Below are 25,157 nucleotides of genomic sequence, written 5' to 3'. Positions count from 1 at the left end.
CTACATATTCCTACGATATTGCCCACCTACTTGGAACAAGGCTTCGGTAATCTGACCTAAAGAGCAATACTTGGCCACTTCCATCAGTTTTTCAAAAATGTTTCCATTGTTGATGGCTACCTCTTGCAGTTCCTTCAATTGTATTGCAGACTGATTTTTTTCCCTTTTGTGAAGGTTTTGCAAGGTCTTGATCTGGTTTTGTTTTTCTTCCTCCGTTGCCCTGATCACCTCAGCCGGTAAAACGGTCGGAGATCCCTTGGAACTCAAAAAAGTATTTACGCCGATAATGGGATATTCCCCAGAATGTTTCAAAGTCTCATAATGCAGGCTCTCCTCTTGGATCTTGGAACGCTGGTACATGGTTTCCATGGCACCCAACACCCCTCCCCTTTCGGTAATCCTATCAAATTCCATAAGCACCGCTTCCTCTACCAGATCGGTAAGTTCTTCAATGATGAAGGATCCTTGCAAAGGGTTTTCATTTTTTGCCAATCCCAATTCTTTATTGATAATCAATTGTATGGCCATGGCCCTGCGAACCGATTCCTCCGTAGGGGTAGTGATGGCCTCATCGTAAGCATTGGTATGCAGTGAATTGCAGTTGTCATAGATGGCGTAAAGTGCCTGCAATGTGGTACGAATATCGTTAAAATCGATTTCTTGGGCATGAAGGCTTCTACCCGAGGTCTGGATATGGTATTTCAGCATCTGCGCCCTGGGATCGGCCCCATATTTTTCTTTCAGGGCCTTGGACCATATCCTTCTGGCTACCCTTCCGATCACGGCATATTCCGGGTCCACACCATTGGAAAAGAAAAAGGACAGGTTGGGACCAAACTTGTTGATATCCATCCCCCTGCTCAAATAATATTCCACGTAGGTAAAACCATTAGAGAGGGTAAAGGCCAATTGTGTTATAGGGTTTGCCCCTGCCTCTGCAATATGATAACCGGAAATGGAAACGGAATAAAAGTTTCGGACATTATGGTCAATGAAGTATTCTTGAACATCACCCATCAACTTTAAAGCAAACTCCGTTGAAAATATACAGGTATTCTGGGCTTGGTCTTCCTTTAAAATATCGGCCTGTACTGTACCACGAACTTGCTGCAAAGTTGCCAACTTTATTTTTTCATAGATTTCCTTCGGGAGCACTTGGTCGCCGGTCACACCTAACAATAGCAATCCCAAACCATTGTTCCCCTCGGGAAGTTGTCCAAAATAGGAAGGGCGTTCCACACCTTTATAAATAGCCTTGATCTGCCTCCCCACTTCTTCCTCCAATCCATTTTCACGGATGTATTTTTCGCAGTTTTGGTCAATGGCCGCATTCATGAAAAACGCCAAGAGCATGGGGGCCGGACCATTAATGGTCATACTCACGGAAGTCATCGGGTCGCTCAGGTCAAATCCTGAATACAGCTTTTTGGCATCATCCAAACAGCAAATGGAGACTCCTGCATTCCCGATTTTCCCATAAATATCGGGCCTGTAGTCTGGATCGTTTCCGTACAGGGTCACCGAATCAAATGCCGTGGAAAGCCTTTTTGCGGGCATATCCAAACTTACATAATGGAAGCGTCTGTTCGTTCGCTCGGGGCCACCTTCACCCGCAAACATTCGGGTGGGGTCCTCCCCTTCCCGCTTAAACGGATATAGCCCTGCCGTATATGGGAATTCCCCTGGAACATTCTCCTGCAAAATCCATTGAAGAATATCGCCCCAGGCCTTGTATTTGGGCAATACCACTTTCGGAATCTGGCTATGGGAAAGGGATTCTGTATGGGTCTTGATCTTCACCTCCTTGTTCCTAACCTTAAACGTATAGTATTCCGAAGCGTAGCGATTCACTTTTTCTTTCCATTTCAGGATGGTTTCCCAATGCTGCGGCAACAACTGCATTTTTACTTTGTCGAATTCCTTGATCAACAGCCCCACTAATTCCTTGGCAGCTTGATTGGAAGCCAGTTTATTGATTTCCATTTCATTCAACCCAGATTTATCCAACAAAAGCGCTTCGTTTGTTTCGGGTTCCACTTCCAATACAGAGGCCAGTGTCAGGAAAATGCCGTATAGTTTTTGTGCTATCTCGGATTGTTGCTTGGTTTGGGCATCATAGGAACGATTGTTTTCGGCTATCTCTGAAAGGTATCGGGTTCTGGCCGGTGGGATCACATATATTTTTTCAGCCATTTCACCAGAAACTGCAAAAGTCGAATCCAAAGGGGCGCCTGCTTTTTCTACCAGAGTATCCATTACCTTTTTATAAAGGTTGTTCATACCCGGATCGTTGAATTGGGAGGCAATGGTCCCGAAAATGGGAAGTTCATCTTCCTTGGCATGCCACAATCCATGATTGCGAGCATATTGTTTTTTTACATCGCGAAGGGCATCTAAAGCACCTCGTTTATCAAACTTGTTGATGGCCACAATGTCCGCAAAATCCAGCATGTCAATTTTCTCCAATTGGGTTGCCGCACCAAATTCCGGCGTCATCACATATAGGGAAACATCGCTGTGCTCCAAAATCTCCGTATCGGATTGCCCAATGCCTGAAGTTTCCAAAATGATGAGGTCAAAATGAGCTGCTTTAAGGACTTGTACCGCTTCGGCAACATGCTTGGAAAGGGCCAAATTGGATTGACGGGTAGCCAAGGAACGCATATAAACCCGTTCATTGTTGATGGCATTCATCCGGATGCGATCACCTAAAAGGGCTCCGCCCGTTTTTCTTTTTGAGGGGTCTACGGAAATGATCCCGATATGTTTTTTTGGAAAATCGATCAGGAAACGGCGCACCAGTTCATCCACCAAGCTTGATTTTCCTGCTCCACCAGTACCGGTAATTCCAAGTACTGGAACTTTTCCCTGCTTTTTTTCTATTTGAGGCTGGAACTTTTCAAAGGTTTCATGTCTGTTCTCGGCCAAAGAAATTAACCTAGCCAACGTATTTGGATCACGTTGTTCCAACAACGACTCCAATGTTTTTTCCTTCGGAATGGATAAATCAGGAACAGCTTCATCACAACGTTTTACCAAATCATTGATCATCCCCTGAAGGCCCATTTCCCTACCATCATCTGGTGAATAGATGCGCTCGATTCCGTAGGCCATCAACTCCTTGATTTCTTCGGGGAGGATGACCCCGCCGCCGCCTCCAAAAATCTTGATGTGTCCAGCACCCTTTTCCTTCAGCAAATCGAACATATACCTGAAATACTCGTTATGTCCACCTTGGTAGGAAGTCATGGCAATGGCGTTGGCATCTTCTTGAATGGCGCAGTCCACCACTTCGGCCACACTTCTATCGTGCCCCAAGTGAATCACCTCAACCCCAGTAGCCTGTATGATCCTCCTCATGATATTGATGGCCGCATCATGCCCATCGAAAAGCGATGCCGCGGTCACAATCCTGATTTTGTTCTTGGGTTTGTAGGGTGTTATTTGTTCCATCTGCAATAAAAGGTCTGAATTTGCCCTGCAATTTACAGAAAATGCAAGTCAAAATGTATTTTGATTAGGATTTTACAAAAACCGAACGAAGTTTAGGCTTCACTTTCTGAAACCTATAATTTTACTTGGTCAAATATTGGACATGAAGCTTACCATTCTTATACACTGTCCCGATCAAGCGGGTATTATTCGGTCGGTGACCACTTTTATCCATCAACAAGAAGGGAACATTATTTACCTCGATCAACATGTGGACAAACAGGCCGGGGTCTTTTTTATGCGGTTGCAAAGTGAATTTGAAAAAGAGTTGCCTTTGGACCAGTTCAAAGAAGAATTTGAAAACGAATTGGCCGATCAATTTCAAATGGAATGGGAGGTGTATTTGGATGGGTACAAACCTAAAATGGCGATTTTCGTTTCCAAATACAACCACTGTCTTTACGATTTGTTGAGCCGCTACAATTCTGGTGAGCTTTCCGTGGACATTCCCTTCATTTTGAGTAACCACAAAGATTTGGAATACGTTGCGGAACAGTTCCACATTCCCTTTTTTTATATTCCGGTCACCAAATTGAACAAGACCGAAGCGGAGGACCAACAATTATATCTGTTGAAGGAACACCAAGTGGATTTTATTGTATTGGCTCGATACATGCAAATTATATCGCCAAAGGTCATCAATGTATACCCTCAAAAGATCATCAATATCCATCACTCGTTCCTACCCGCCTTTATGGGGGCCAAACCCTATCATGCCGCTTTTGAACGTGGTGTAAAGATCATTGGGGCCACCAGCCATTATGTTACTGCGGATTTGGATGCAGGACCTATTATTGAACAGGATGTTACAACCGTTTCCCATACGCACTCTGTTAATGACTTTATTGCCAAGGGAAGGGATTTGGAACGTATTGTACTTTCACGTGCCGTACAACTCCACGTGGCAAGAAAGACCATGGTTTACAATAATAAAACGGTGATTTTTTCCTGATTCTTAAATACATTCAGTTGGTATTTTTGATTTTGTGGATTGACCTTGCATCTAATTTTCCCTGCAATACTTCAAAAAAACATATCTTTAACTGTACTGGTTTTAAGATTTGTTCATCATGAATGACAATCAAACCTTTACTAATTCGGTTGTTTATTCTCGATTACCCAACATGTTTGAAAAGCGTCGATTAAATTTTTGGCAAATTTGGAACCTTAGTTTCGGATTTCTTGGTATTCAAATGGGCTTTGCCCTTCAAAATGCCAACGCCAGTAGAATTCTTCAAATTTTTGGGGCCGATGTCCATGAACTATCTTGGTTCTGGATCGTAGCGCCCCTCACCGGACTCATTGTGCAACCCATTATTGGACATTACAGCGACAAGACATGGAACCGCTTGGGACGAAGACGGCCATATTTCCTTACTGGAGCCCTTCTGGCCTCATTGGGACTTGTTTTAATGCCCAATGCGGATATGTTCACTGCCTTTATGCCAGCTCTTTGGGTAGGTGCTGGAATGCTTATGATTATGGATGCATCGTTTAATGTGGCCATGGAACCATTTCGGGCCTTGATCGCGGATATTTTACCCTCTGACCAACGCACCCTGGGTTATAGCCTCCAAACCGTTCTCATCGGAATAGGTGCAGTGGTAGGTTCTTGGTTGCCCTATGTATTGACCAATTGGATCGGACTGGAAAACACCGCAGGAGTTGGTGAAGTACCTTTTAACCTTTTGCTTTCATTTGTTATAGGTGCCATTGTACTCATCACCAGTGTCTTGGTCACGGTATTCACTACCAAGGAATACACCCCGGAAGAAATGGCCCAATTGCATCAAGCGGAAGGTGCTGCAACTATTGAAGAAGCTCCCGGTAAACTTAGCGACATTTTTACGGATTTCAGAAAAATGCCCCGTACCATGCGACAATTGAGCTGGGTGCAATTTTTTTCCTGGTTTGGGCTATTTGGTCTTTGGGTTTTTTCCCTTCCGGCCATTGCGCAACACATTTATGGCCTGGATCCCAATGACAACCAGAGTATGGCGTATCAAAATGCAGGGGATTGGTTGGGCATCCTGTTCGGGATCTATAATGGTGTTTCGGCAATTTTTGCCTTCTTTCTTCCTGCAATAGCCAAAAAAGTAGGGCGTAAGAAAACACATGCCATATCCTTAATTATTGGTGCATTTGGGTTTTTATCCATTTACATTATGCCGGATGAAAATTGGCTGATCCTTTCCATGATAGGAATCGGGGTGGCATGGGCGAGTATTCTGGCCATGCCCTACGCTATTCTTGCCGGCTCCATTCCTCCACAAAAAATGGGTGTTTATATGGGTATTTTTAATTTCTTCATTGTGATTCCCCAAATCATAAATGCTTTGATCGGTGGACCCATGGTGAAATACCTATATAACGAACAACCCATTTTTGCCCTCGTAACAAGTGGGATTTCCTTTTTGATCGCTGCGCTTTTGGTGGCGAGGGTGGATGACAAAGATGACGAAGTCGTAAGCATTTAATTGGGATTTATCCCCTCTTCAAAAAATTGTTACCTAAAAAAACTGACCCTTTTTCAAACTTGAAATTGGCTCATTAAATATTCAAACACATGAAATACAACATTTCAATATTGATGTTGATGGTCTTGACCAGCAGCATGGGCCAAGTGCAACGTATAGAGCCCCCTTTTTGGTGGACAGGTATGAAAAATCCTGAAATTCAGGTCTTGGTTCATGGCAATCAAATCAGTGACCTTCAACCGGAATTCACTCCAGAAATTACCATCAAAAAAATTGAAAAGACTGAAAACCCGAATTACCTGTTTATCACTTTGGATACCAAAAATTTACAACCAGGCAGCTACAAAATAAAGTTCAAAAAGGGAAAGCGAACCATCTCAACCATGGATTACAAATTCCTTGAACGAAGGGAAGGCTCTGCAGACCGAAAAGGCTTTGATTCTTCGGATGTAATCTATCTTTTAATGCCAGATAGGTTTGCCAACGGAGACCCCTCAAATGACAGTCATCCCAAAACCATCGAACTCACCAATCGAAGTGATCAAGGCGGCAGGCACGGGGGAGACATCCAAGGGATTATCGATCATCTTGATTATATTGATGAGCTAGGGGCCACTACACTTTGGAGCACTCCGCTGACCTTGGATAACGAAAAGACCTATTCTTATCACGGATACGCCTGCAGCGACCTCTACCAAATGGATCCGCGTTATGGCAGTAATGAGGATTTTATCCGCCTGACAGAAGAATTGCATCAGCGTGGCATGAAACACATTATGGATTATGTACCCAATCATTGGGGTCTTAGCCATTGGCTAATTCAGGATTTGCCAGCCCAAGATTGGTTGCATTATTGGGAAGGCGGTGAAAACGGTTTTAAACGAAGCAATTACATCCAAACCAGCCAAATAGATCCGTATGCATCAACATATGATGCCAAAGGATGCATGGACGGTTGGTTCGATTACACCATGCCGGATATGAATGAAAGCAATCCCATGGTAGTCAATTATTTGGTGCAAAATGCCATTTGGTGGATCGAGAATGCCAATTTGGATGGTATGCGGGTAGATACCTATCCCTACAATGATAAAGAAGGCATTACCGAATGGGTTACTCGGGTGATGGAAGAATACCCCAACTTGAATATTGTTGGAGAGATTTTTATGCACGAAACGCCCCATATCGCATTTTGGCAAAAAGACAGCGCTATTGGTGCTATCCAAAGTTTCAATTCCAATTTGCCTTCGGTGATGGATTTTCCCTTGTACGATATTTTCCCTGAAGTATTTAATCAATCAGAACAGAATTGGGGCGATGGACTCTTTAAGGTTTATGATCATTTAACGTTGGATTTTCTCTATCCGAACATCAACAACCTTTTGATCATGATGGGCAACCATGATGTAAATCGCATCAATCAGGCTTTTGACGGGGATCTGGACAAGTATAAATTAGCCATCTCTCTACTGGCAACTTTGAGGGGAATTCCCCAAATTTATTATGGAGACGAAATCGGGGTGTTAGGTGAAAAAAGCAAGGGAGATGGGGATATCCGAAGAGATTTTCCCGGGGGATGGCCGGACGATCCGCAAAATGCTTTCTTGGAATCGGGAAGGACTGAAAATCAAAAAGCATATTTCAACTATTCCAAAAAACTGTTGAACTGGCGTAAAAGTAAATCGGTAATCCACAAAGGAAAGACCCTTCACTTTTCTCCTACGGACAATGTTTATGTGTACTTCAGGTATTTTCCAGACAAGCCACAGGAAACAGTAATGGTGGTATTGAACAATTCCATTAAAGACCAACAAGTTGATATGACCCGGTTTAAAGAAGGGATTCAAAATCATCAAAATGGTAAAAACGCCATTACGGGTGAAACAGTTTCACTAGGTACCATGTTGGAAATAAAGGCAAAATCGAGCTTGGTATTGGAACTGAATTAACTCCAAGTTTGCATTCAACAGTCATCTTTAACAAAAAAGATGTGCGTGATTTTATCTAAAAAATAGAAGAACCAAGTCGTCCTTTGATGGTTTCGCAGTAATTTCACCTTAACCAAAAAGATTTATCATGAAACGAATACTAGCCTTCATTCTACTTTTCCAATTGGCAGGATGTGCCGAACTACAACAAGTTGTAAACCAATTGCCCCAAGGAACTGGAATAGGGAATGCGGAAATTGCCCAAGGTTTGCGCGAAGCTTTGAACATGGGCATTGAAAAACAGGTGAACAAACTGGCCCTTGAAAACGGATTCTTCAAAAATGAATTGGTCAAGATTTTATTGCCCGAAGAGCTTCAAAAAGTAGATAAAACCTTGCGGGATATTGGATTATCAAGCCTAGCGGATGAAGGTCTGAAAATATTGAACAGGGCTGCGGAAGATGCGGTAGGAGAAGCCACTCCTATTTTTGTAGACGCAGTAAAAGGCATCACATTCAACGATGCCAAGCAGATTTTGTTGGGGAACGATAATGCCGCCACCCAATATTTACAACAGGCCACCAAGACACAGCTGTACAATAAATTCAACCCCATTATTAAGAATTCGTTCCAAAAAGTGGGCGCCGATAAGATCTGGACCAACATCATCACCAAGTACAACAACTTACCCCTGACCAATGACGTAAACCCAGATCTAACTGATTATACCACGAATCAAGCCTTGTCCGGAGTGTACACCATGATCGCTGTAGAAGAAAAGGAAATTAGGACAAAAGTTTCGTCTCGAACAACAGATCTGTTAAAAAAAGTGTTTGCTTTGCAGGATTAATTATAATTTTTTTTGAATAATGCAATAAGTTGAAAACATCTCCGTTATATACTCAATGAAATGAAATAATTATAACAAAAACCTAAAGTTAAGTTAACCTTGACATGAAGGTTTAAAGAGAATTTTGTAACGAGTTATCTGAGTTAGCATTTTTTTGAGTTAGTTAGTTAAAAAGCCAGTGTTCCCACTGGCTTTTTTTATGTTTCCTTCTTTCCCAATCTCCTTTTTGAACAAACTTGTTTCCACTCCCACGACTATTTCTTAGTTGGTGCCAGCCATTTTGCGTACGTTAATTCTATCCTAACCCATTGTAGGAATAAATCCCATTTTGGACCTCATACGTTAAATTTTAGATAAAAGACCTGATTTCTAGATGTATACCGCTCCAAGCCATAATCCATGGGCAGCATTTCAACGTATCTTTGATATTAACAAATCTTGGAAATCATGAACAATCAATATTGCAGAGTCGGAACCGTAACCCCGATCACCAGTGGAAGTGAAGCCATTTCCGTTTTGGAAGTGATGTACAACAATTTTATAGCGAAAGCCGCCGAGGTTGCCCATGTAGATACACGCTTGGGCGAATTCTTCAAAAGAAAAGCTCAAGGAATCAAAAAAGTATTGGAAAGTCTATCCTAAGACAGGAAATACCTTTCAAGCTCGTGTTCCATTTCCTTTTGGATTTCTTCCGCTTTAACAGCAGCTATTTGCGCGAAGTCGCTTCCCGCGGAGGCGTACAATATGCCGCGCGAAGAATTGACCAACAACCCAACGTTTTTGGTCATCCCGTATTTGCACACGTCTTGCAAACTACCTCCTTGCGCCCCTACTCCAGGGACCAATAAAAAACTTTCCGGGATAATTTCCCTTATTTCCTGCAAATAGGTGGCCTTGGTCGCCCCTACCACATACATCAACCGTTCAGAGCCCTTGTAGGTCTTGGAGGTCTTCAATACTTTTTTATACAGTTCCTCTCCTTCCAGTTTTTTGGTTTGAAAGTCGAAAGCACCTTCATTGGATGTCAATGCCAACAAAATGGTGTGCCTATCCTCAAATTCCAAAAACGGTTCCACCGAATCCTTTCCCATATAAGGCGTAATGGTGATGGAATCAAAATCCATGGTTTCAAAAAAGGCCTTGGCATAACGGGTGGAAGTGTTCCCAATATCGCCCCGTTTGGCATCGGCAATCGTGAATATTTCAGGATAGTCGGCATTCAAGTATTCCATGGTACGCTCCAAGGATTTCCATCCAGGTAAACCATATGCCTCATAAAAGGCAATATTGGGTTTGTAGGCCACACAATATTGATGGGTAGCATCAATAATCGCCTTATTGAACGCAAAAATGGGATCTTCTTCTTTCAGAAGATGTTCCGGAATCTTTTCCAGGTCCGTGTCCAATCCCACGCATAGAAAGGATTTCTTTTTTCGTATTTCGGCAACAAGGTGTTCTATCTTCATGCTAAACGGTTCTCGACTTGGCTCGGCCAGAGAAATCTATTTCACAAAACAAAGGCTTAGAAAATCTCCGAAGCCTCTTTTAGTTTTTCGGTATTATCAACCAACATCAACTCGTCGATGATTTTTTGGATATCCCCGTTCATGATGTTTTGCAAATCATAAAGGGTCAATCCAATTCTATGGTCGGTTACCCTACCTTGGGGATAGTTATAGGTGCGAATCTTGGCTGAACGGTCACCACTGCTTACCTGTGAATTCCGTTTTGCAGCATCCTCGGCCTGTCTTTTGGCCAACTCCATATCGTACAACCTGGCTCGCAGTACCCTAAAGGCCTTATCCTTGTTCTTGTGCTGCGATTTTTCATCCTGACATTGAGCCACAATCCCAGTAGGAAGGTGGGTCAAACGTACCGCGGAGTAGGTGGTGTTCACCGACTGTCCACCAGGTCCTGATGAACAGAAGAAATCGATTCGGACATCCTTGGGTTCAATATGCACATCAAATTCCTCAGCTTCCGGGATTACCATCACGGTTGCGGCACTGGTATGAACCCTTCCTTGTGTTTCTGTTTGCGGAACACGTTGTACACGGTGCACCCCTGCCTCAAATTTCAGCGTACCATACACATCCTCACCGGAAACCTCAAAATGGATTTCCTTGTACCCGCCACTGGTTCCTTCGTTAAGGTCAATAACATTGGTTTTCCATCCCTTGGATTCACAATATTTGGAATACATTCGGAAGAGGTCACCGGCAAAAATACTAGCCTCGTCCCCACCCGTTCCGGCGCGGATTTCCATTACCACATCCTTGGCATCTTCGGGATCCTTGGGAATCAATAAAAACTTGATTTCTTCCTCCAATTTGGGCAAGGCACTTTTGGCCTCGTCCATCTGCATTTTGGCCATCTCCACCATTTCTGGATCACTTCCATCAGAAATGATCTCCTCCGCTTCCTGTAAATTATGGGTGAGTGTTACATATTCATCACGTTTTGCGGCAAGGACCTTAAGGTCCTTATATTCCTTGTTCAATTTGATGTAACGCTGCTGATCGGCGATTACATCTGGCTGAATGATCAAATCGGAAACCTCGTCAAAACGTTGCTTTACGATATTCAGTTTGTCTAGCATAAACCTGTCCTCCTTAAGACTGCGAATTTACGATTAATTTGTACATTTAGTAAATACCATGCATGCATTGTTCCGTCCTAAAACCTACATTCTCACTTTCTTGTTTTACAGGTCACTCTTTCTTGTTTCTACGATACTATGTACAATTCTCTTTGTAATTGGATCGCACTTGTCAACTGTCTTGATAATTAAGTTGATGCTTTTAGGATCCTATTTCTTAAAATTTTTGGACCCTAAATTCAGAAGGGAATTGGTATTTTATCAAAATTTTGGCCTAACAACGGGACACCTTTTCCTTCTATCCTTTACTTATGATACACTTCTAACTCTTTTAATCTATTGGTCCTTCTTTTTATGGTCTTAGAGGTTGATAGCATAGAACTGAATTATGGAACCAAGAAAATATTGTCAGGTATTTACCTTAAAGCACTATCGGGCTCGGTTACTGGCATAATGGGAAGAAATGGTTCAGGCAAAACCTCACTGCTAAATATCATATATGGCAGTTTACCACCAAAATACAAATCGATTCGAATTAATGGCCAAAGCATTAAAAAACCATTTTTTTCAACAAACAGAATCGCATATCTACCGCAACATAGATTATTGCCAATTCAAATTAAACTTAAAACGGCATTCAAACTATTTAATATTGACTGGGATAAATTTATTGATCATTTTGATGGATTTAAAGACTATGAGAAATTCTACACCCATCAACTTTCAAGCGGTGAATTAAGACTCGTTGAAACCTTCTTGATTTTAAAGAGCGACCATGATATTATTTTATTGGATGAGCCTTTTTCTTTTATAGCTCCTATTTATGTTGATAAAATAAAGTCATTGATCAAGGCTCAAAGGTCAAATAAAATAATCTTGATTACCGACCACTCTTATGAGCACATCTTGAATATAAGTGACAACATATATTTGTTGAAAAACGGTTGCTCCAAGGTAATCAGTAATATAGATGAGTTAATCTACGAAGGGTATTTACCTTCTAATTCCCAACAAAAGTGGTTCCCAAAGTGATGATGAACGCATTTAGGCCATCACTGCGATCGTACTGGCTGAAACGCAGATCAACGGTCTTCAAACCAAAATTAAGCACGCGTGCCGTAGTGAAAATATCCCGATACTGTATGCCCATGCCATATTGATGGGCATCATAACCGGATAGGTCATAGTCCGAGGTATAGAAGGAGTAGGAAGAAAGCGCAACTTCCTTCGGATAAAAATAATCTGCTGCGGTTTGGGTGTAATAACGATAGGTTGGGTACAGCGTAAATTTATCGGTAACTTTGAACGGCACTTCCACACTTGCCGTATGGGAGGTTATGCCCCAATCATCCCAATAGTAGCGATAATAGGTACGCAACACGACCAAATCGTTCAGGTAATAGTTCAATCGACCTCCGAAAGGCACCTTCAACCTTGTATCCGGTAATTGCTCCACGTTGTCCGCCAATTGAAAATCATCGATATAAAAATCCTCAAAATCAGCAAAATAAACCCTTTGAAAAGGCGTGCTGAGCAATCCATTTTGGGAAACCAAATCCAAAAACAGTGCTCCTTGCAGTTTTTCAGAGAGAATTTGGGAAAAGCTCAAGGACAAGGAATAGGAGTTTCTTGTTTCCTTATCGAATTCAGAAAAAATGGGATCATACGTTCCGTTTCCTGTGATGCGATTATCGAAAAAACCTTCCCGAAGCTCAATAGGGTAGACAGGGTTCCACTTATCCAAAAACACTTTTCCACTCAACGAGATTTCAGTGTTCTTCTCATTAAACAATTTGGTATAGCTACCGCCAAAACCGATAGAAAAATAATCGTATTCAGAGGACACATAGGCATTTGCACTCCAAATGGTGTTTCGATCTTCAGAACTGTGGGAATACGTTGGATTGATGTAAGCCAACAAATCCTTCCTGGATTCTCCAGAAGAAGCATCAAAAGGGGTTACATTGATGCCTCCATCCAACGGATTGATGTTACTGGAAGATGCCGAAGTATAGGCTGAAAGCCCAACATCTATGGTCAACACATCATCCTCGTTCATGGGCATGCGCAACACAATGGTTGAAGTGGCATCGGTCAGTTCCTCCGTACCTTCCCCACCTGTAACGGCCGCATGGGTTCCATCTTGGTTGTAATAGCTGAACAACAAATCAACCTCACTGGTCTCCAACACCCGCTTTTGGTAAGAAGTATCATTCTGTTGGGCAAAAACGAAGGCTCCCATCAACAAGAAAACCACGAACAGAACATTTCCTAAAAAGGATATGCTTTTGATTTGTTGTGGCTTGCCCTTCATGATTATCGAGTTAGTTACAGCCACAACCACCACCTGTTTTACCTCCATTGGCACCTGAGGACGCTTCCCTGTAGATATGGAAATTGGTTTCGAAACGTTCATTGGCCCTGGCCCCCAATTGCATTTCCACATCGTTCAGGTAGACCTTGTCATACTCCCGAACGGCCACGCAAGAACTCGAAGAAATCAGAAGGAGCAATAAGAAGAGAGGTTTTCGCATGTCGTAAATTTACGGATTCACTTCAAACATAATACCAGTGGTCTTGTGAATTTTATTTTCGGAGTCCACCACCACAGCCTCTACCCCATCAATTTGGTTGATCATATGAAGCCCAACATCCTTTCCCATAATGAAAACGGCCGTCGCCAGGGCATCACAAAGTTCCGCCTGCTTGGCAAAAATGGATACACTGCTGATTCCCGAAGTGGGATAACCGGTTCTAGGATCGATGATATGGGAATATTTTTTACCGTTCAAGGTCACGAATTTTTCATAATTGCCTGAAGTGGCCACGGATGACTCTATGATCGGCAACCAACTGAACACCTTATCCTTGCTCAAAGGATTGGCAATACCTACCAACCATTTTTCCCCCGTAACCTTGGTTCCCCAAGTGGTCAAATCCCCGGATGCGTTGATGATACCCCCTTTCACGTCCTTTGAAACCAATAGTTCTTTGGCACGATCCGCGGCATATCCTTTCCCGATGGCTCCAAATGCTATCCGCATACCGGGTTCGGGCAAAAAAACCGTTTCCTTTTCAGGATCCAGAACAATTTTTTGAAATCCGATCTTGGCAATGGATTTTTGAATCTCTTCCTTGGATGGAAGAGCGGTCATGGTGCCATCAAACTTCCAAATATTGTCCATGGACGCATACGTGATATCAAAAGCTCCATCGGTAATCTCAGAAATCTTTATAGAGCGTTCTATTAGTCCAAAAAGTTCGGGACTTACCTTTACAGGTTTTATGCCTGCATTTTTATTGATCAATGAGGTTTCGGAGTTTTCATCCCACGAAGAGATGATTTTTTCGATGCGCTCAATTTCAGAAACGGCCAAATCTATATTGATGTAGCCTATTTCCTCATTGGGGGCAACCACGGTAATCTCGAACCGGGTTCCCATCAACTTCAGGACTTTTCTGACGGTCACATCTTTCTGAAGCATCTGCCCTTGGGACAGCATACAGAAGAGGCTGAACAAAAGAGCAAATAGCTTTTTCATTTGATGAACTTATTGAGGGTCGCAATATATTTTTCGGGTGTAGAACGGGCCACAAAACCTGTTTCTCCCAATACTTTTTCATTTTTATCCAAAACCACCACCAAGGGAAAATAACCCTTCGGGTTATACCTCTCGATCAGGGATTTATTTGTGGCCATCAAAGGTTCTGGAAGTTGGTTTTGCTTCTTTCTGGGAAAGTCGGCATTGTACAGCACATAATGTTCCGAAGCATATGCTTTAAACTCATCGCTATCAAAAATATGCTTCTTCAATCGGATGCAGGGCGCACACCAATCCGACCCGGAAAACACCAAAACAATGGGTTTATTCTCTTCCGTGGCTTTGGAAATGGCATCCGAAAAACTAGACTGCCATTCTTGGGCCTGAAGCGTAGTGGCCAAAACCAATAATAGTAGGAACAATATCTTTTTCATGGATTCGGGACAAAAAGGTTTACTCATAAATCCGAAGTATGGAACCGTTCAACTCGGTGTTGTACACTTTTATGGCCTTGGCGGGTGCGCTGTCCACTTGGTTCAAAGGCGTACCATCTTGATCAAAACGGGAACCATGCACATCGCAATAAAATATGCCTCCACTTTGGTTCACAAATCGAACCTGGTCATAGGATTCATGGCTACATACTTGGCTTGCGGCTATAAATTCACCTTCCAGATTTTTGGCTATCACCACCAAATTTTTCAAGATAAAGCCACCGTTATTGGCCAAGTTCGCCGCTTCGGCTGCATTTAGGTCGACAGTAAAATCAACACCTGTAGGCTCTTCCACAATATTCCCGTTGGCTTCGTCCTTGGAACATCCTTGCAGACAGGGAAAAGCTAGGGCGAACGCTGCACCAGCACCCAAACTCCTCAAAAATTCCTTTCTTTCCATAGCTTGAGGTTTATAATAAAACGCTATTTCAGGAAGATTCGTATGCTAATATTCAAACTTGCCGTACTCGCTTTGGATAGTCAATTTTTTGGTTTCGGAAGGCTCTACCCTACCAATAATCCGGGCATCCACATCAAAACTTTTCGAAATGGAGATGACATCCTCCGCAACGTGCTCATTTACATAGATTTCCATCCGATGCCCACAGTTGAAGACTTGGTACATTTCCTTCCAATCGGTACCGGATTGTTCCTGTATCAATTTGAACAAAGGTGGTATTGGGAACATGTTGTCCTTGACGATATGGAAACGGTCCACAAAGTGCAAAATTTTGGTCTGGGCACCTCCACTGCAATGTACCATTCCGTGGATATCTTCAGAAGTATATTTTGATAGGATTTTCTTGATGATCGGGGCATAGGTCCTAGTAGGTGACAATACCAATTTCCCCGCATCCAAGGGTGCTCCCGGCACAGAATCCGTTAACTTCGTTTGGCCAGAATACACCAATTCCTCTGGGACCGAAGCATCGTAACTTTCGGGGTATTTTTTGGCCAGATATTTTCCGAAAACGTCATGGCGGGCAGAGGTAAGTCCATTACTACCCATACCCCCATTGTACCCACTCTCATAAGTTGCCTGGCCGTATGATGCCAACCCAACGATCACATCCCCTTGATTGATATTGGCATTGTCTATAACCTCACTGCGTTTCATACGGGCCGTAACAGTGGAGTCCACAATGATGGTTCTGACCAAGTCGCCCACATCGGCTGTTTCACCTCCTGTGGAATGGATGGTAATCCCATGTTGGCCCAAGTCCGAAATCAGCTCCTCAGTACCGTTGATGATGGCGGATATCACCTCGCCGGGCACCAAATTTTTATTTCTACCTATGGTAGAGGACAGCATAATATTTTCGGTCGCCCCTACACAGATCAGGTCGTCCACGTTCATAATCAGAGCGTCCTGCGCAATTCCCTTCCATACCGAAATATCATCAGTTTCCTTCCAATACATGTAGGCCAAGGATGATTTTGTACCTGCACCATCGGCATGCATGACCAAACAATGGTCTTCGCTTCCGGTGAGAAAATCGGGCACTATTTTACAGAAAGCCTTGGGAAAAAGACCTTTATCAATATTCTTGATGGCATTGTGAACATCTTCCTTGGAGGCCGAAACACCTCGTTGCGCATATCTTTTACTGGAGTCGGACGACATAAATTAGCTTTGGGCAAAAATAACGGAAACCCTTCAAATTATGGGTACTAAACCACCTCTTTTCAACCAAAACCTTTATTTGGAAAAAAGCATTTCCCTGTATTTGGTAAACGGCCAGAATTCGTCGGCTATCAATTTCTCCAAAGCATCGGACTGTTCCCGTATCGAATCAAAATAAGGTTTTACGTTATTGCAATAGGCCTGGGCCTTTTTGTTCCGCATAGACATACTATTGGCCCGTTTTCTGGCATCGGTCATTTCATCGGTAAGTTTTTTGATCTCGATGATGTGCTCCCCGATCTGTTCCAAGATGTTGAGTTGGGCCTCGGCCACTTTTTTATGGGCAGCACCGTACACTTCCCTGAGTCCGTTTATGTTTTCCAATAAAAGATTTTGATACTTTACCGCGGCCGGGATGATGTGGCTATATACCATTTCACCCAACACGCGCCCTTCTATCTGAATATGAAAGATATAGGCCCCAAGTTCTACATCCTGGTGAGCGGTCAGTTCCACCTCGTTCATCACATCCATTTCCTTGAAAAGGGCCACACTTTCTTTGCTGGTGATCACTTGCAGGGCCTCAGGAGTGTTTTTATTGATGCTCAACTTACGTCGACGTGCCTCTTCCTGCCATTCCATTCCGTAGCCATCCCCTTCAAACCTGATTCGTTTGCATGTTTTGATGTATTCGCGAAGCACATTGAAAACGGCCTCGTCTTTTTTCAACTTTTTCTTATCTATCAATGCATCCACTTCCTTTTTAAAGTCGGTGAGCTGTTTGGCCACAATAGTATTGAGAATGGTCATGGGTTTGGCGCAATTCATCTTGGAACCCACTCCCCTCATTTCAAATTTATTCCCGGTAAATGCAAAAGGCGAGGTACGGTTACGATCGGTATTGTCCAACAAAATTTCGGGAATCTTGCCCACCACATTCAGTTTGAGTTCCGTTTTTTCCTCTGGTGACAGTTTTCCTTTGGAAACCCCTTCCAACTCGTCAAGTACATCATTCAGTTGCTTTCCTATAAATATGGAAATGATGGGTGGTGGTGCCTCATTGGCTCCCAAACGGTGGTCATTACTGGCTGATGCTATTGATGCCCGGAGCAATTCCTCATAAGTGTCCACCGCCTTGATGGTGTTCACGAAAAAGGTTAAAAACTGAAGATTTTTCATGGGCGTGGTACCAGGACTGAGCAGGTTTACCCCGGTATCGGTGGCCAAGGACCAGTTGTTATGCTTGCCCGATCCATTGATGCCTGCAAAAGGTTTTTCATGGAAAAGCACGGAAAAATTATGACGGTCTGCAATCTCTTCCATCACATCCATCAACAATAGGTTATGATCAACGGAAAGATTGGCCTCTTCAAAAACGGGAGCTAGCTCAAACTGGTTGGGTGCCACCTCGTTATGCCTTGTTTTTACAGGAATGCCCAATTGGGTGCACTCCTTTTCCAAATCGCTCATAAAGCTCAAGACCCTCGGTGGAATCACACCAAAATAATGATCATCCAATTGTTGTCCCTTGGCGGAAAAACTTCCCACCAAAGTTCTCCCTGTAGTGGAAAGATCTATTCGGGATTTGACCAAGGCCTTGTCGATCAAAAAATATTCCTGTTCCCATCCCAAAGTGGCATGTACTTTTCGGACGTTCTTATCAAAATATTGTGCCACCCCTGTCGCTGCCTGATCAATGGCATGCAATGCCCTCAACAATGGCGCTTTATTGTCCAAAGCCTCTCCTGTATAAGCCACAAAAATGGTAGGGATACAGAGGGTTGTCTTATAAATAAATGCAGGAGAGGTCGGGTCCCAAGCAGTATAACCGCGTGCTTCAAATGTGTTTCGGATGCCGCCGCTGGGAAAACTGGATGCATCGGGTTCCTGTTGTACCAATTGGGCGCCTCCAAACTTTTCCATGGCACGACCGTTAGGTAGTATATCAAAAAATGCATCGTGTTTTTCAGCTGTGGCTCCCGTCAAGGGCTGAAACCAGTGGGTATAATGTGTAGCTCCCATGGATAATGCCCATGCCTTCATACCCTCGGCCACTTGATCGGCTATTTTCCTGTCAATTTTATTGCCTTGGAATATGGCGGATTTTACATTATCAAAAGCCTCCCTGGTCAAAAACTGGAGCATTTTCTCTTCATTGAAAACATTCTTGCCGAACAGCTCCGATCTTTTACCGGATTCACTTATCGTAGTATGCTCTCTTCTTCTGCTTTGTTCCAAAGCTTGAAATCTGATCTTTGGCATTTCTAAATGGTTTAAACTCCAAAACTACAATTAACAATTTAATAATATAAGAGGTAAAATTTACTTTTTTTTCACAGATCCCCCACTAAAACAGGGGTAATATAAATAATAAAGGGAAGTTTGTGATTTTACCCCCTTAAAACATTCATAATTAAATGAAAAAATTATTTTTGTGTCTCATTACTTTTGAGAACAATTAACTACCAGAATTATGAGCAAATCAAAATTAGAGTATATCTGGTTGGACGGTTATCAACCTACCGCCAACATGAGGAGCAAAACAAAGATTGAAGACAATTTTAGCGGAAAGTTGGAGGATTGTCCAATTTGGTCATTCGACGGAAGTTCCACGGAACAAGCAGAGGGAGGTTCTTCAGATTGCTTGTTAAAGCCGGTTGCCATTTTCCCAGACCCGGGAAGGATCAATGGTTATTTGGTAATCGCCGAGGTTTTGAACCCTGACGGAACTCCGCATGAAAGCAATTCAAGAGCCACTATCGATGATGAAAATGACGATTTTTGGTTCGGATTCGAGCAGGAATATTTTATCATGGACACCAGGACCCAGCTGCCGCTTGGTTTCCCAATCAACGGTTACCCAGGACCCCAAGGTATGTACTATTGCTCTGTAGGTGGTAAAAATACCCACGGAAGGGAATTGGTTGAGCGTCATGCCGATATGTGTTTGGAAGCTGGAATCAATTTTGAGGGTATCAACCAAGAAGTTGCCTGCGGACAGTGGGAATTCCAGATTTTTGCCAAAGGTGGTAAAACCGCTGGTGACCAGGTTTGGGCCGCACGTTATCTTTTGGACAGATTGACCGAGGATTATGGCTATTACATTGAATACCATCCAAAACCTATTAAAGGAGATTGGAATGGTTCTGGTATGCATGCCAACTTCTCCAACACCACTTTGAGAACCTGTGGTTCCAAAGAAATCTATGAGAAAATTTGTGAAGCCTTCAGACCTGTTACCGCTGAGCACATTGCCGTTTACGGCGCATACAACGATCAGCGTTTGACCGGTAAGCATGAAACCGCTTCCATCCACGATTTCAAATATGGTGTTTCTGACAGGGGTGCCTCTATCAGGATTCCTATCATGACCGTAGAAAAAGGATGGAAAGGTTGGCTGGAAGACAGAAGACCTGCTTCTAACGCTGACCCATACAAAGTGGCTTCCCGTATCATTCAAACGGTTAAATCCGCCGATGTATAGTAAATAAATTAGTTGTTGATTATAGATGAAAACCGTCCTGCTCTTTGGGGCGGTTTTTATTTTAGGGTCATAAAGACAAAAACCGCATAGACCAGCAACAACAATATTCCATCCCTCCATCCCAACCGGAGTCCCTTCGGAAAGAATACCAAAGGTAAAATCAAGAAGGATATCCCCAACATCCAGAAAATATCACTGGATAACAATCCCTGATCCATAACGGTTATGGGAGTTATGATCGAGGTGAGCCCCAAAACGGCCAGCAAGTTAAAAATATTGGAACCGATCAGGTTGCCAAGGGAAATGGCTTTTTCCTTTTTCAATACTGCGATAACAGAGGCAGCCAACTCTGGGATACTGGTCCCGACAGAGACCACGGTGATTCCTATGACGCGGTCACTGACCCCAAATGTTGAGGCCATTCCCACCGCTCCCCTAATGAGCAGCTCAGAGCCACCCCAAAGAGCCACTCCACCTACGCCCAAAAACAGGACAATCTTATATAAAGGCAAGATTATGTCATCTTCTGGCAGTTCATCCACCACTGCAGTCTTTTGGTACCTTAATAAATAGACCAAGAAAATAAAAAGCAAGGTTACCATCATGACTCCTTCATAACGCTGCAGAACGCCATCAAAATAAATAAAGCCGAAAAACAGAAACGAAGCAATCATCATCATGGGCCAATCGGTGGCGTAAAACCCTTTCCGCACATCAATACTTCCCATGATCACGGTTATGGCCAACACCAATCCCAAATTGGCAATATTGGAACCTACCACATTGCCCAAGGCCAGATCAGGAAAACCTTCAAGGGCGGCTTGTACGCTCACAATAAGTTCAGGGGCGGAGGTGGCAAAGGAAACCACCGTCATACCGATCACGATTTTGGGAATGGCCAACCTCAAGGAGAGGGCCACAGCCGATTTCAACAGCCAATTACCCCCAAATATGAGGAGTACAAGGCCCAAAACAATAAATAATAGATTTCCCAAAGAATATAACTTGGTATAAAGATAGCGGAAGATTACCAGTTAAGAAAAGAACCTTTCAAAATTAAAACTATAAAAATAGTTAACAAACTATAAAAATAGTTGTTTAACTATGTTATTAGTATTATGTTTGGAACATCAAACTGTGCAACATGCAAAAATTGACCAATAAGGAAGAAGAGGTAATGAAGATTCTTTGGAAGATGAAAAAAGCCTTCGTAAAAGAGATTCTTGAGGAAATTGAGGGAGAAAAACCCCATTACAACACTCTTTCCACCATTGTTAGGAACCTTCAGGAAAAAGGCTTTGTAGACCATGAAGCCTTTGGAAACACCCATCGCTACTTTCCTACCGTAACCAAGGAAAACTACCGAAAAAAGTATGTGAACGCTGCCATTGCCGATTATTATGACGATTCCTATAAAAGCTTGGTATCCTATTTTGCCAACGAGGAAAAAATTTCGGTGGAAGAATTGAAGGAAATCATAGACCTAATCGAAAAGAAGAATTAATGGAATCCATGTTCATTTATTTGGCCCAATCAGCCCTAATATCCGGTGGTTTCTTGGCCATTTACCATCTGTTCCTGAAGCGGGATACCTTTTTTACCGAAAACAGGCTGTTTCTTCTGTCTGGCCTGGTATTGTCGCTCACCTTTCCCTTAATCAAGATCCAGCGTACCATTATTGCCACCAAACCCCTTATCATAAACAGTTCGGCGGCAAGTCAAGGGAACGCATTGATAAATTCAGCGGAAACTGCTTTCACCCTCGAAAATATTTTGTTGGCCCTTTATTTATTGGTCTCCTCCATAATGATGGTGCGCTTCATTCTACAACTGGGTTCCTTAAAAAAACTAGCGACTCACGCCAAAATGTGGCGAGAACATCCCTACCTGCATGTGGAGACCGAGAAAAAAATCACCCCCTTTTCATTTTTCAACTACCTATTCTATAATCCAAAACTTTTCAGTCCAACGGAATTGAACACAGTATTGGCCCATGAAAAAGTGCATGCCCGACAGTTCCACTCCTTGGACATCCTTTTATTGGAACTATTAAAAATCGCATTCTGGTTCAACCCTGTATTGTGGCTATATAAACCGGCCATTAAACAAAATTTGGAATTTTTGGCAGACCACCACACCCTTAAAAGTGCGGAAAGCAAAAAGGATTATCAATACCTCATGCTGAAACAAGCTGTGGACCATCAAAATTTCAAGCTTAGCAATTCATTCTATAATTCATTAATCAAAAAACGAATAGTCATGTTAAATCAAGATCAATCAAAAAGAATCAGTGTCTTTAAAACCCTATTGGTGCTGCCCTTGTTGGGACTTTTCCTGGTCAGTTTCAGTATTGAAAATGTGTACCAGTATACCAATGGGGACAGTATTGAAAGTGTATTAGAGGACAAATCCGTGGAACTTACCATTGATAAAGACACATCCAACGATGAGCTGGACAAAATCAAAAGCGACCTTGCCAAAGACGGAATCGACTTTAGCTACACAGCGGTCCGAAACGATAACAGGGAAATTGTGGAACTTTCATTGCAAATTAGCGGCAAGAATGGAAAGGGGGAGAAATTCAGTGGAAACTATACTACCAATTCGGATGGTCCTATTGATCCTGTGGCCGTTTTGTATGATGATGATGCCAATCTAGTATCCTTTGGCAGCATGATGCATAAAAAAATAAAAATCCGTAAAATGGACAGTGACAAAGTCCACTGGACCACCGACGATAATACAGAAATCGTTATTCGAAAAGATGATTCAAAGAGAGTTGTAATAAGGAATGGCAAACAACTATCCGATGATGAAATCGAGGAAATGGAGATCGAGAAGGGAACTGCTGTATTCGTAACTTCCGATGATGAAGGAGAGGTCTCCAGAAAAATTAAGGTAAAACGTCTAAAAAAAGATGGCGGACATGTAATGATCATTAAAGATTCTGACGAGGACGAGGACATAGAAGTCATGGGAAATAATGGCAGTTTCTTCTTTATTGATACCGATGGCGGTGAAGAGCCTCTTTATTATCTGGACGGTAAAAAAGTGAAAGCCGAGGAGATAAAAAAACTTTCCCCCGATACCATTAAAAGTATGGAAGTTTTAAAAGGAGATGAAGCAATAGAGAAGTACGGCAAAAAAGCCAAGGACGGGGTTGTGGTGATCACGACCAAAAAAGGCGACTAAACTCGATTTAAACAACCCAAAATTTGAGGAAGAACCGTCAGAAATCTGGCGGTTTTTTTTGTGCCAAAAAAAACGAAAAGGCCAAAAACGGGCCATTTTTAAACGAAACGTCCCTAGGTTTTTAAAACATCTCTAAAAACACCCCTATAAATGTATCAATATATAATAGATATTACATTTTAAGGCTACACTTTATAACTTTTTACAAGGCATGGTATTACTATCGTAGGAGCAAAGCATTTTTTTAACTACAATCTTGTATGCAATTGTATAGATTTAACCATAAATGTTTGGAAGCTTGACTTTTATCATTATATCTTCAAAAAATATAACCGGTTTATAGTTGTTTTTTTAACCAGTAAATCACTCAAACCATGATCGCAATTGTTAAGTTTTTCGTTATGATCCTCATCCATATCATAGCCGTTATTTTTATTTAAACCTCCCTATATATGTCAAGCTTTGGGCCAACCTTTTTTTGGATTATCGGAACCGGCGGACAGTGTTTGGGACCATTAGTATCTTCCTGACTATATTTGTAGTCTAGTTAAGATTCCATGCTCTACAAGACACTGGCCAAGATCAATAAGGCATTACTGCCTTCCTATTCCAAAAAGGGGTTGGACCTCTCCAAGGCGACCAAATTGCAATTGGCCATTATAGGTTGGCGTTATTTTGTGACCACAAAAGCCTTGGATGAACGTTAATATTGAAGTAATGCCCTTATAGGGAAACCGTTCAGTTTTTCGGCTCCGTTCAAAAAAGTAAGCTCGATCAAAAAATTGCACTGCACCACTTCCCCACCCAATTTCTCGACCAATTTGCACACGGCACTAGCGGTTCCACCCGTTGCCAATACATCATCATGAACCAGTACCTTTTCTCCCTTCAGGATGGCATCGTTATGCATTTCCAAGGTACCCTCTCCATATTCCAAGGCGTAGGTTTCGGACAGGGTTTTAAAGGGAAGCTTGCCCGATTTTCGCACAGGGACAAACCCAGCACCCAATCGTGAGGCCAAAAGTGGCGCAAAAATGAACCCCCTGCTATCCACTCCTACTACTTTATCAATCTTCATATTGGAAGTTAACCCCAACAAAGCTTCGCCTGCTTTTTGGAACACCTGTGGATCCTTAAGAAGAGGTGTAATGTCCTTAAAAACAACACCAGGTTTTGGAAAGTCTTCTATATCACGAATGTATGAGGCAAAATCCATTATTTTGTATGCTAAGGTTTTGTGATAAAGTTAAAAAGAAATATATTTGCAGCCCATTAAAAAGGCCTCGTGGCGCAACTGAATAGCGCATCTGATTACGGCTCAGAAGGTTGCAGGTTTGAATCCTGCCGAGGTCACTAAACGGGATTTTTCACAAATTGAGTGGAATTTCCCGTTTTTTATTTCCTTCAAATTACCTGAAAACGAACCGATTGTGCCAAAAATTTCGTTGACCCGAAAAGTTTGAACTGCTTTGTTT

Annotated in this window: 22 protein-coding genes and 1 tRNA gene; 11 read left to right on the top strand and 12 right to left on the bottom strand. The window is 42.5% G+C overall.

Translation table 11 applies throughout. The annotated features are described in order from the left end of the window. On the bottom strand, positions 1 to 3,453 hold the full coding sequence (locus tag GTK07_RS13470) for a methylmalonyl-CoA mutase family protein (protein ID WP_163635775.1): 3,453 nt from the start codon (positions 3,451 to 3,453) through the stop codon (positions 1 to 3). Positions 3,454 to 3,595: 142 nt separating this feature from the next. Between GTK07_RS13470 and purU the strand changes: the two genes are divergently transcribed. The 5 genes from purU to GTK07_RS13445 all read left to right on the top strand — a co-directional run bounded on the left by purU (position 3,596) and on the right by GTK07_RS13445 (position 9,389). Continuing rightward, positions 3,596 to 4,444 carry a formyltetrahydrofolate deformylase gene (gene purU / locus GTK07_RS13465; RefSeq protein ID WP_163635774.1) on the top strand — a complete coding sequence of 283 codons (849 nt, stop codon included), beginning with the start codon at positions 3,596 to 3,598 and terminating at the stop codon, positions 4,442 to 4,444. A 172-nt stretch (positions 4,445 to 4,616) separates the two neighbouring features. After that, entirely contained in the window at positions 4,617 to 5,969 is a 1,353-nt protein-coding gene (locus GTK07_RS13460; protein WP_163635773.1) for an MFS transporter, read from the top strand. Positions 5,970 to 6,058: 89 nt separating this feature from the next. Next, complete coding sequence (locus GTK07_RS13455; RefSeq protein ID WP_163635772.1) at positions 6,059 to 7,918, top strand: glycoside hydrolase family 13 protein; 1,860 nt, start codon at positions 6,059 to 6,061, stop codon at positions 7,916 to 7,918. 127 nt (positions 7,919 to 8,045) lie between these two features. Continuing rightward, positions 8,046 to 8,747: a DUF4197 domain-containing protein gene (locus tag GTK07_RS13450; RefSeq protein WP_163635771.1), complete on the top strand. Its 702-nt coding sequence runs from the start codon at positions 8,046 to 8,048 to the stop codon at positions 8,745 to 8,747. A 447-nt stretch (positions 8,748 to 9,194) separates the two neighbouring features. Further along, positions 9,195 to 9,389, top strand: a complete 195-nt coding sequence (locus GTK07_RS13445; protein WP_163635770.1) for a hypothetical protein — start codon at positions 9,195 to 9,197, stop codon at positions 9,387 to 9,389. Here the strand turns inward: GTK07_RS13445 and pyrF are convergent. Together pyrF and prfA are read right to left on the bottom strand one after the other, a co-directional pair. Further along, a complete protein-coding gene (gene pyrF / locus GTK07_RS13440; protein ID WP_163635769.1) occupies positions 9,386 to 10,213 on the bottom strand; it encodes an orotidine-5'-phosphate decarboxylase in 828 nt (275 codons plus the stop codon). The genes GTK07_RS13445 and pyrF overlap by 4 nt on opposite strands. A gap of 56 nt (positions 10,214 to 10,269) precedes the next feature. Next, on the bottom strand, positions 10,270 to 11,346 hold the full coding sequence (gene prfA, locus GTK07_RS13435) for a peptide chain release factor 1 (RefSeq protein ID WP_163635768.1): 1,077 nt from the start codon (positions 11,344 to 11,346) through the stop codon (positions 10,270 to 10,272). A 354-nt stretch (positions 11,347 to 11,700) separates the two neighbouring features. Here prfA and GTK07_RS13430 point away from each other — a divergent pair, with 354 nt between their 5' ends. Continuing rightward, positions 11,701 to 12,378: an ATP-binding cassette domain-containing protein gene (locus GTK07_RS13430; protein ID WP_163635767.1), complete on the top strand. Its 678-nt coding sequence runs from the start codon at positions 11,701 to 11,703 to the stop codon at positions 12,376 to 12,378. Here GTK07_RS13430 and GTK07_RS13425 read toward each other — a convergent pair. From GTK07_RS13425 to GTK07_RS13395, 7 genes are all read right to left on the bottom strand, one after another. Then, positions 12,347 to 13,660 (bottom strand): DUF3570 domain-containing protein, encoded by a 1,314-nt coding sequence (locus tag GTK07_RS13425; protein WP_417939397.1) that lies wholly within the window; start codon positions 13,658 to 13,660, stop codon positions 12,347 to 12,349. The genes GTK07_RS13430 and GTK07_RS13425 overlap by 32 nt on opposite strands. A 10-nt stretch (positions 13,661 to 13,670) precedes the next feature. After that, complete coding sequence (locus GTK07_RS13420) at positions 13,671 to 13,880, bottom strand: DUF4266 domain-containing protein (RefSeq protein ID WP_163635766.1); 210 nt, start codon at positions 13,878 to 13,880, stop codon at positions 13,671 to 13,673. 9 nt (positions 13,881 to 13,889) lie between these two features. Further along, complete coding sequence (locus tag GTK07_RS13415) at positions 13,890 to 14,888, bottom strand: FAD:protein FMN transferase (protein ID WP_163635765.1); 999 nt, start codon at positions 14,886 to 14,888, stop codon at positions 13,890 to 13,892. Then, positions 14,885 to 15,349, bottom strand: coding sequence for a thioredoxin family protein (locus tag GTK07_RS13410; protein WP_313790814.1), 465 nt, complete (start codon positions 15,347 to 15,349; stop codon positions 14,885 to 14,887). Before GTK07_RS13410 ends, GTK07_RS13415 begins: the two co-directional genes overlap by 4 nt. After that, a complete protein-coding gene (locus tag GTK07_RS13405; RefSeq protein ID WP_163635764.1) occupies positions 15,342 to 15,782 on the bottom strand; it encodes a QcrA and Rieske domain-containing protein in 441 nt (146 codons plus the stop codon). Before GTK07_RS13405 ends, GTK07_RS13410 begins: the two co-directional genes overlap by 8 nt. 45 nt (positions 15,783 to 15,827) lie before the next feature. Beyond that, entirely contained in the window at positions 15,828 to 17,006 is a 1,179-nt protein-coding gene (locus GTK07_RS13400; RefSeq protein WP_163635763.1) for an AIR synthase related protein, read from the bottom strand. Between the two features lie 75 nt (positions 17,007 to 17,081). Next, positions 17,082 to 19,268, bottom strand: coding sequence for a glutamine synthetase III family protein (locus GTK07_RS13395; protein ID WP_163635762.1), 2,187 nt, complete (start codon positions 19,266 to 19,268; stop codon positions 17,082 to 17,084). Positions 19,269 to 19,479: 211 nt separating this feature from the next. Here GTK07_RS13395 and GTK07_RS13390 point away from each other — a divergent pair, with 211 nt between their 5' ends. After that, a complete protein-coding gene (locus GTK07_RS13390) occupies positions 19,480 to 20,490 on the top strand; it encodes a glutamine synthetase beta-grasp domain-containing protein (RefSeq protein ID WP_163635761.1) in 1,011 nt (336 codons plus the stop codon). A 56-nt stretch (positions 20,491 to 20,546) separates the two neighbouring features. Here the strand turns inward: GTK07_RS13390 and GTK07_RS13385 are convergent, their stop codons facing one another. Next, positions 20,547 to 21,485 (bottom strand): calcium/sodium antiporter, encoded by a 939-nt coding sequence (locus GTK07_RS13385; protein WP_163635760.1) that lies wholly within the window; start codon positions 21,483 to 21,485, stop codon positions 20,547 to 20,549. Positions 21,486 to 21,634: 149 nt separating this feature from the next. On the opposite strand from GTK07_RS13385, the gene GTK07_RS13380 reads away from it, so the two are divergent. The 3 genes from GTK07_RS13380 to GTK07_RS13370 all read left to right on the top strand — a co-directional run bounded on the left by GTK07_RS13380 (position 21,635) and on the right by GTK07_RS13370 (position 24,389). After that, positions 21,635 to 21,994: a BlaI/MecI/CopY family transcriptional regulator gene (locus tag GTK07_RS13380; RefSeq protein WP_163635759.1), complete on the top strand. Its 360-nt coding sequence runs from the start codon at positions 21,635 to 21,637 to the stop codon at positions 21,992 to 21,994. Further along, the gene (locus tag GTK07_RS13375; protein WP_163635758.1) at positions 21,994 to 23,682 is read left to right on the top strand and encodes a M56 family metallopeptidase; all 1,689 of its coding nucleotides are present in this window, start codon (positions 21,994 to 21,996) and stop codon (positions 23,680 to 23,682) included. Before GTK07_RS13380 ends, GTK07_RS13375 begins: the two co-directional genes overlap by 1 nt. 557 nt (positions 23,683 to 24,239) lie before the next feature. Then, positions 24,240 to 24,389, top strand: a complete 150-nt coding sequence (locus GTK07_RS13370) for an SsrA-binding protein (protein ID WP_163635757.1) — start codon at positions 24,240 to 24,242, stop codon at positions 24,387 to 24,389. Here GTK07_RS13370 and GTK07_RS13365 read toward each other — a convergent pair. Continuing rightward, the gene (locus GTK07_RS13365; protein WP_163635756.1) at positions 24,386 to 24,898 is read right to left on the bottom strand and encodes an adenine phosphoribosyltransferase; all 513 of its coding nucleotides are present in this window, start codon (positions 24,896 to 24,898) and stop codon (positions 24,386 to 24,388) included. The two genes, GTK07_RS13370 and GTK07_RS13365, sit on opposite strands and share 4 nt — an antisense overlap. 63 nt (positions 24,899 to 24,961) lie before the next feature. Here GTK07_RS13365 and GTK07_RS13360 point away from each other — a divergent pair. Next, positions 24,962 to 25,035 (top strand) — tRNA-Arg (locus GTK07_RS13360). Positions 25,036 to 25,157 lie beyond the last annotated feature (122 nt).

The sequence above is a fragment of the Flagellimonas sediminis genome, assembly GCF_010500845.1.
Taxonomy (GTDB): Bacteria; Bacteroidota; Bacteroidia; order Flavobacteriales; family Flavobacteriaceae; genus Flagellimonas; species Flagellimonas sediminis.
Note: the sequence above shows the minus strand (reverse complement) of the source record. Positions and strands in the feature narration are given on the sequence as shown.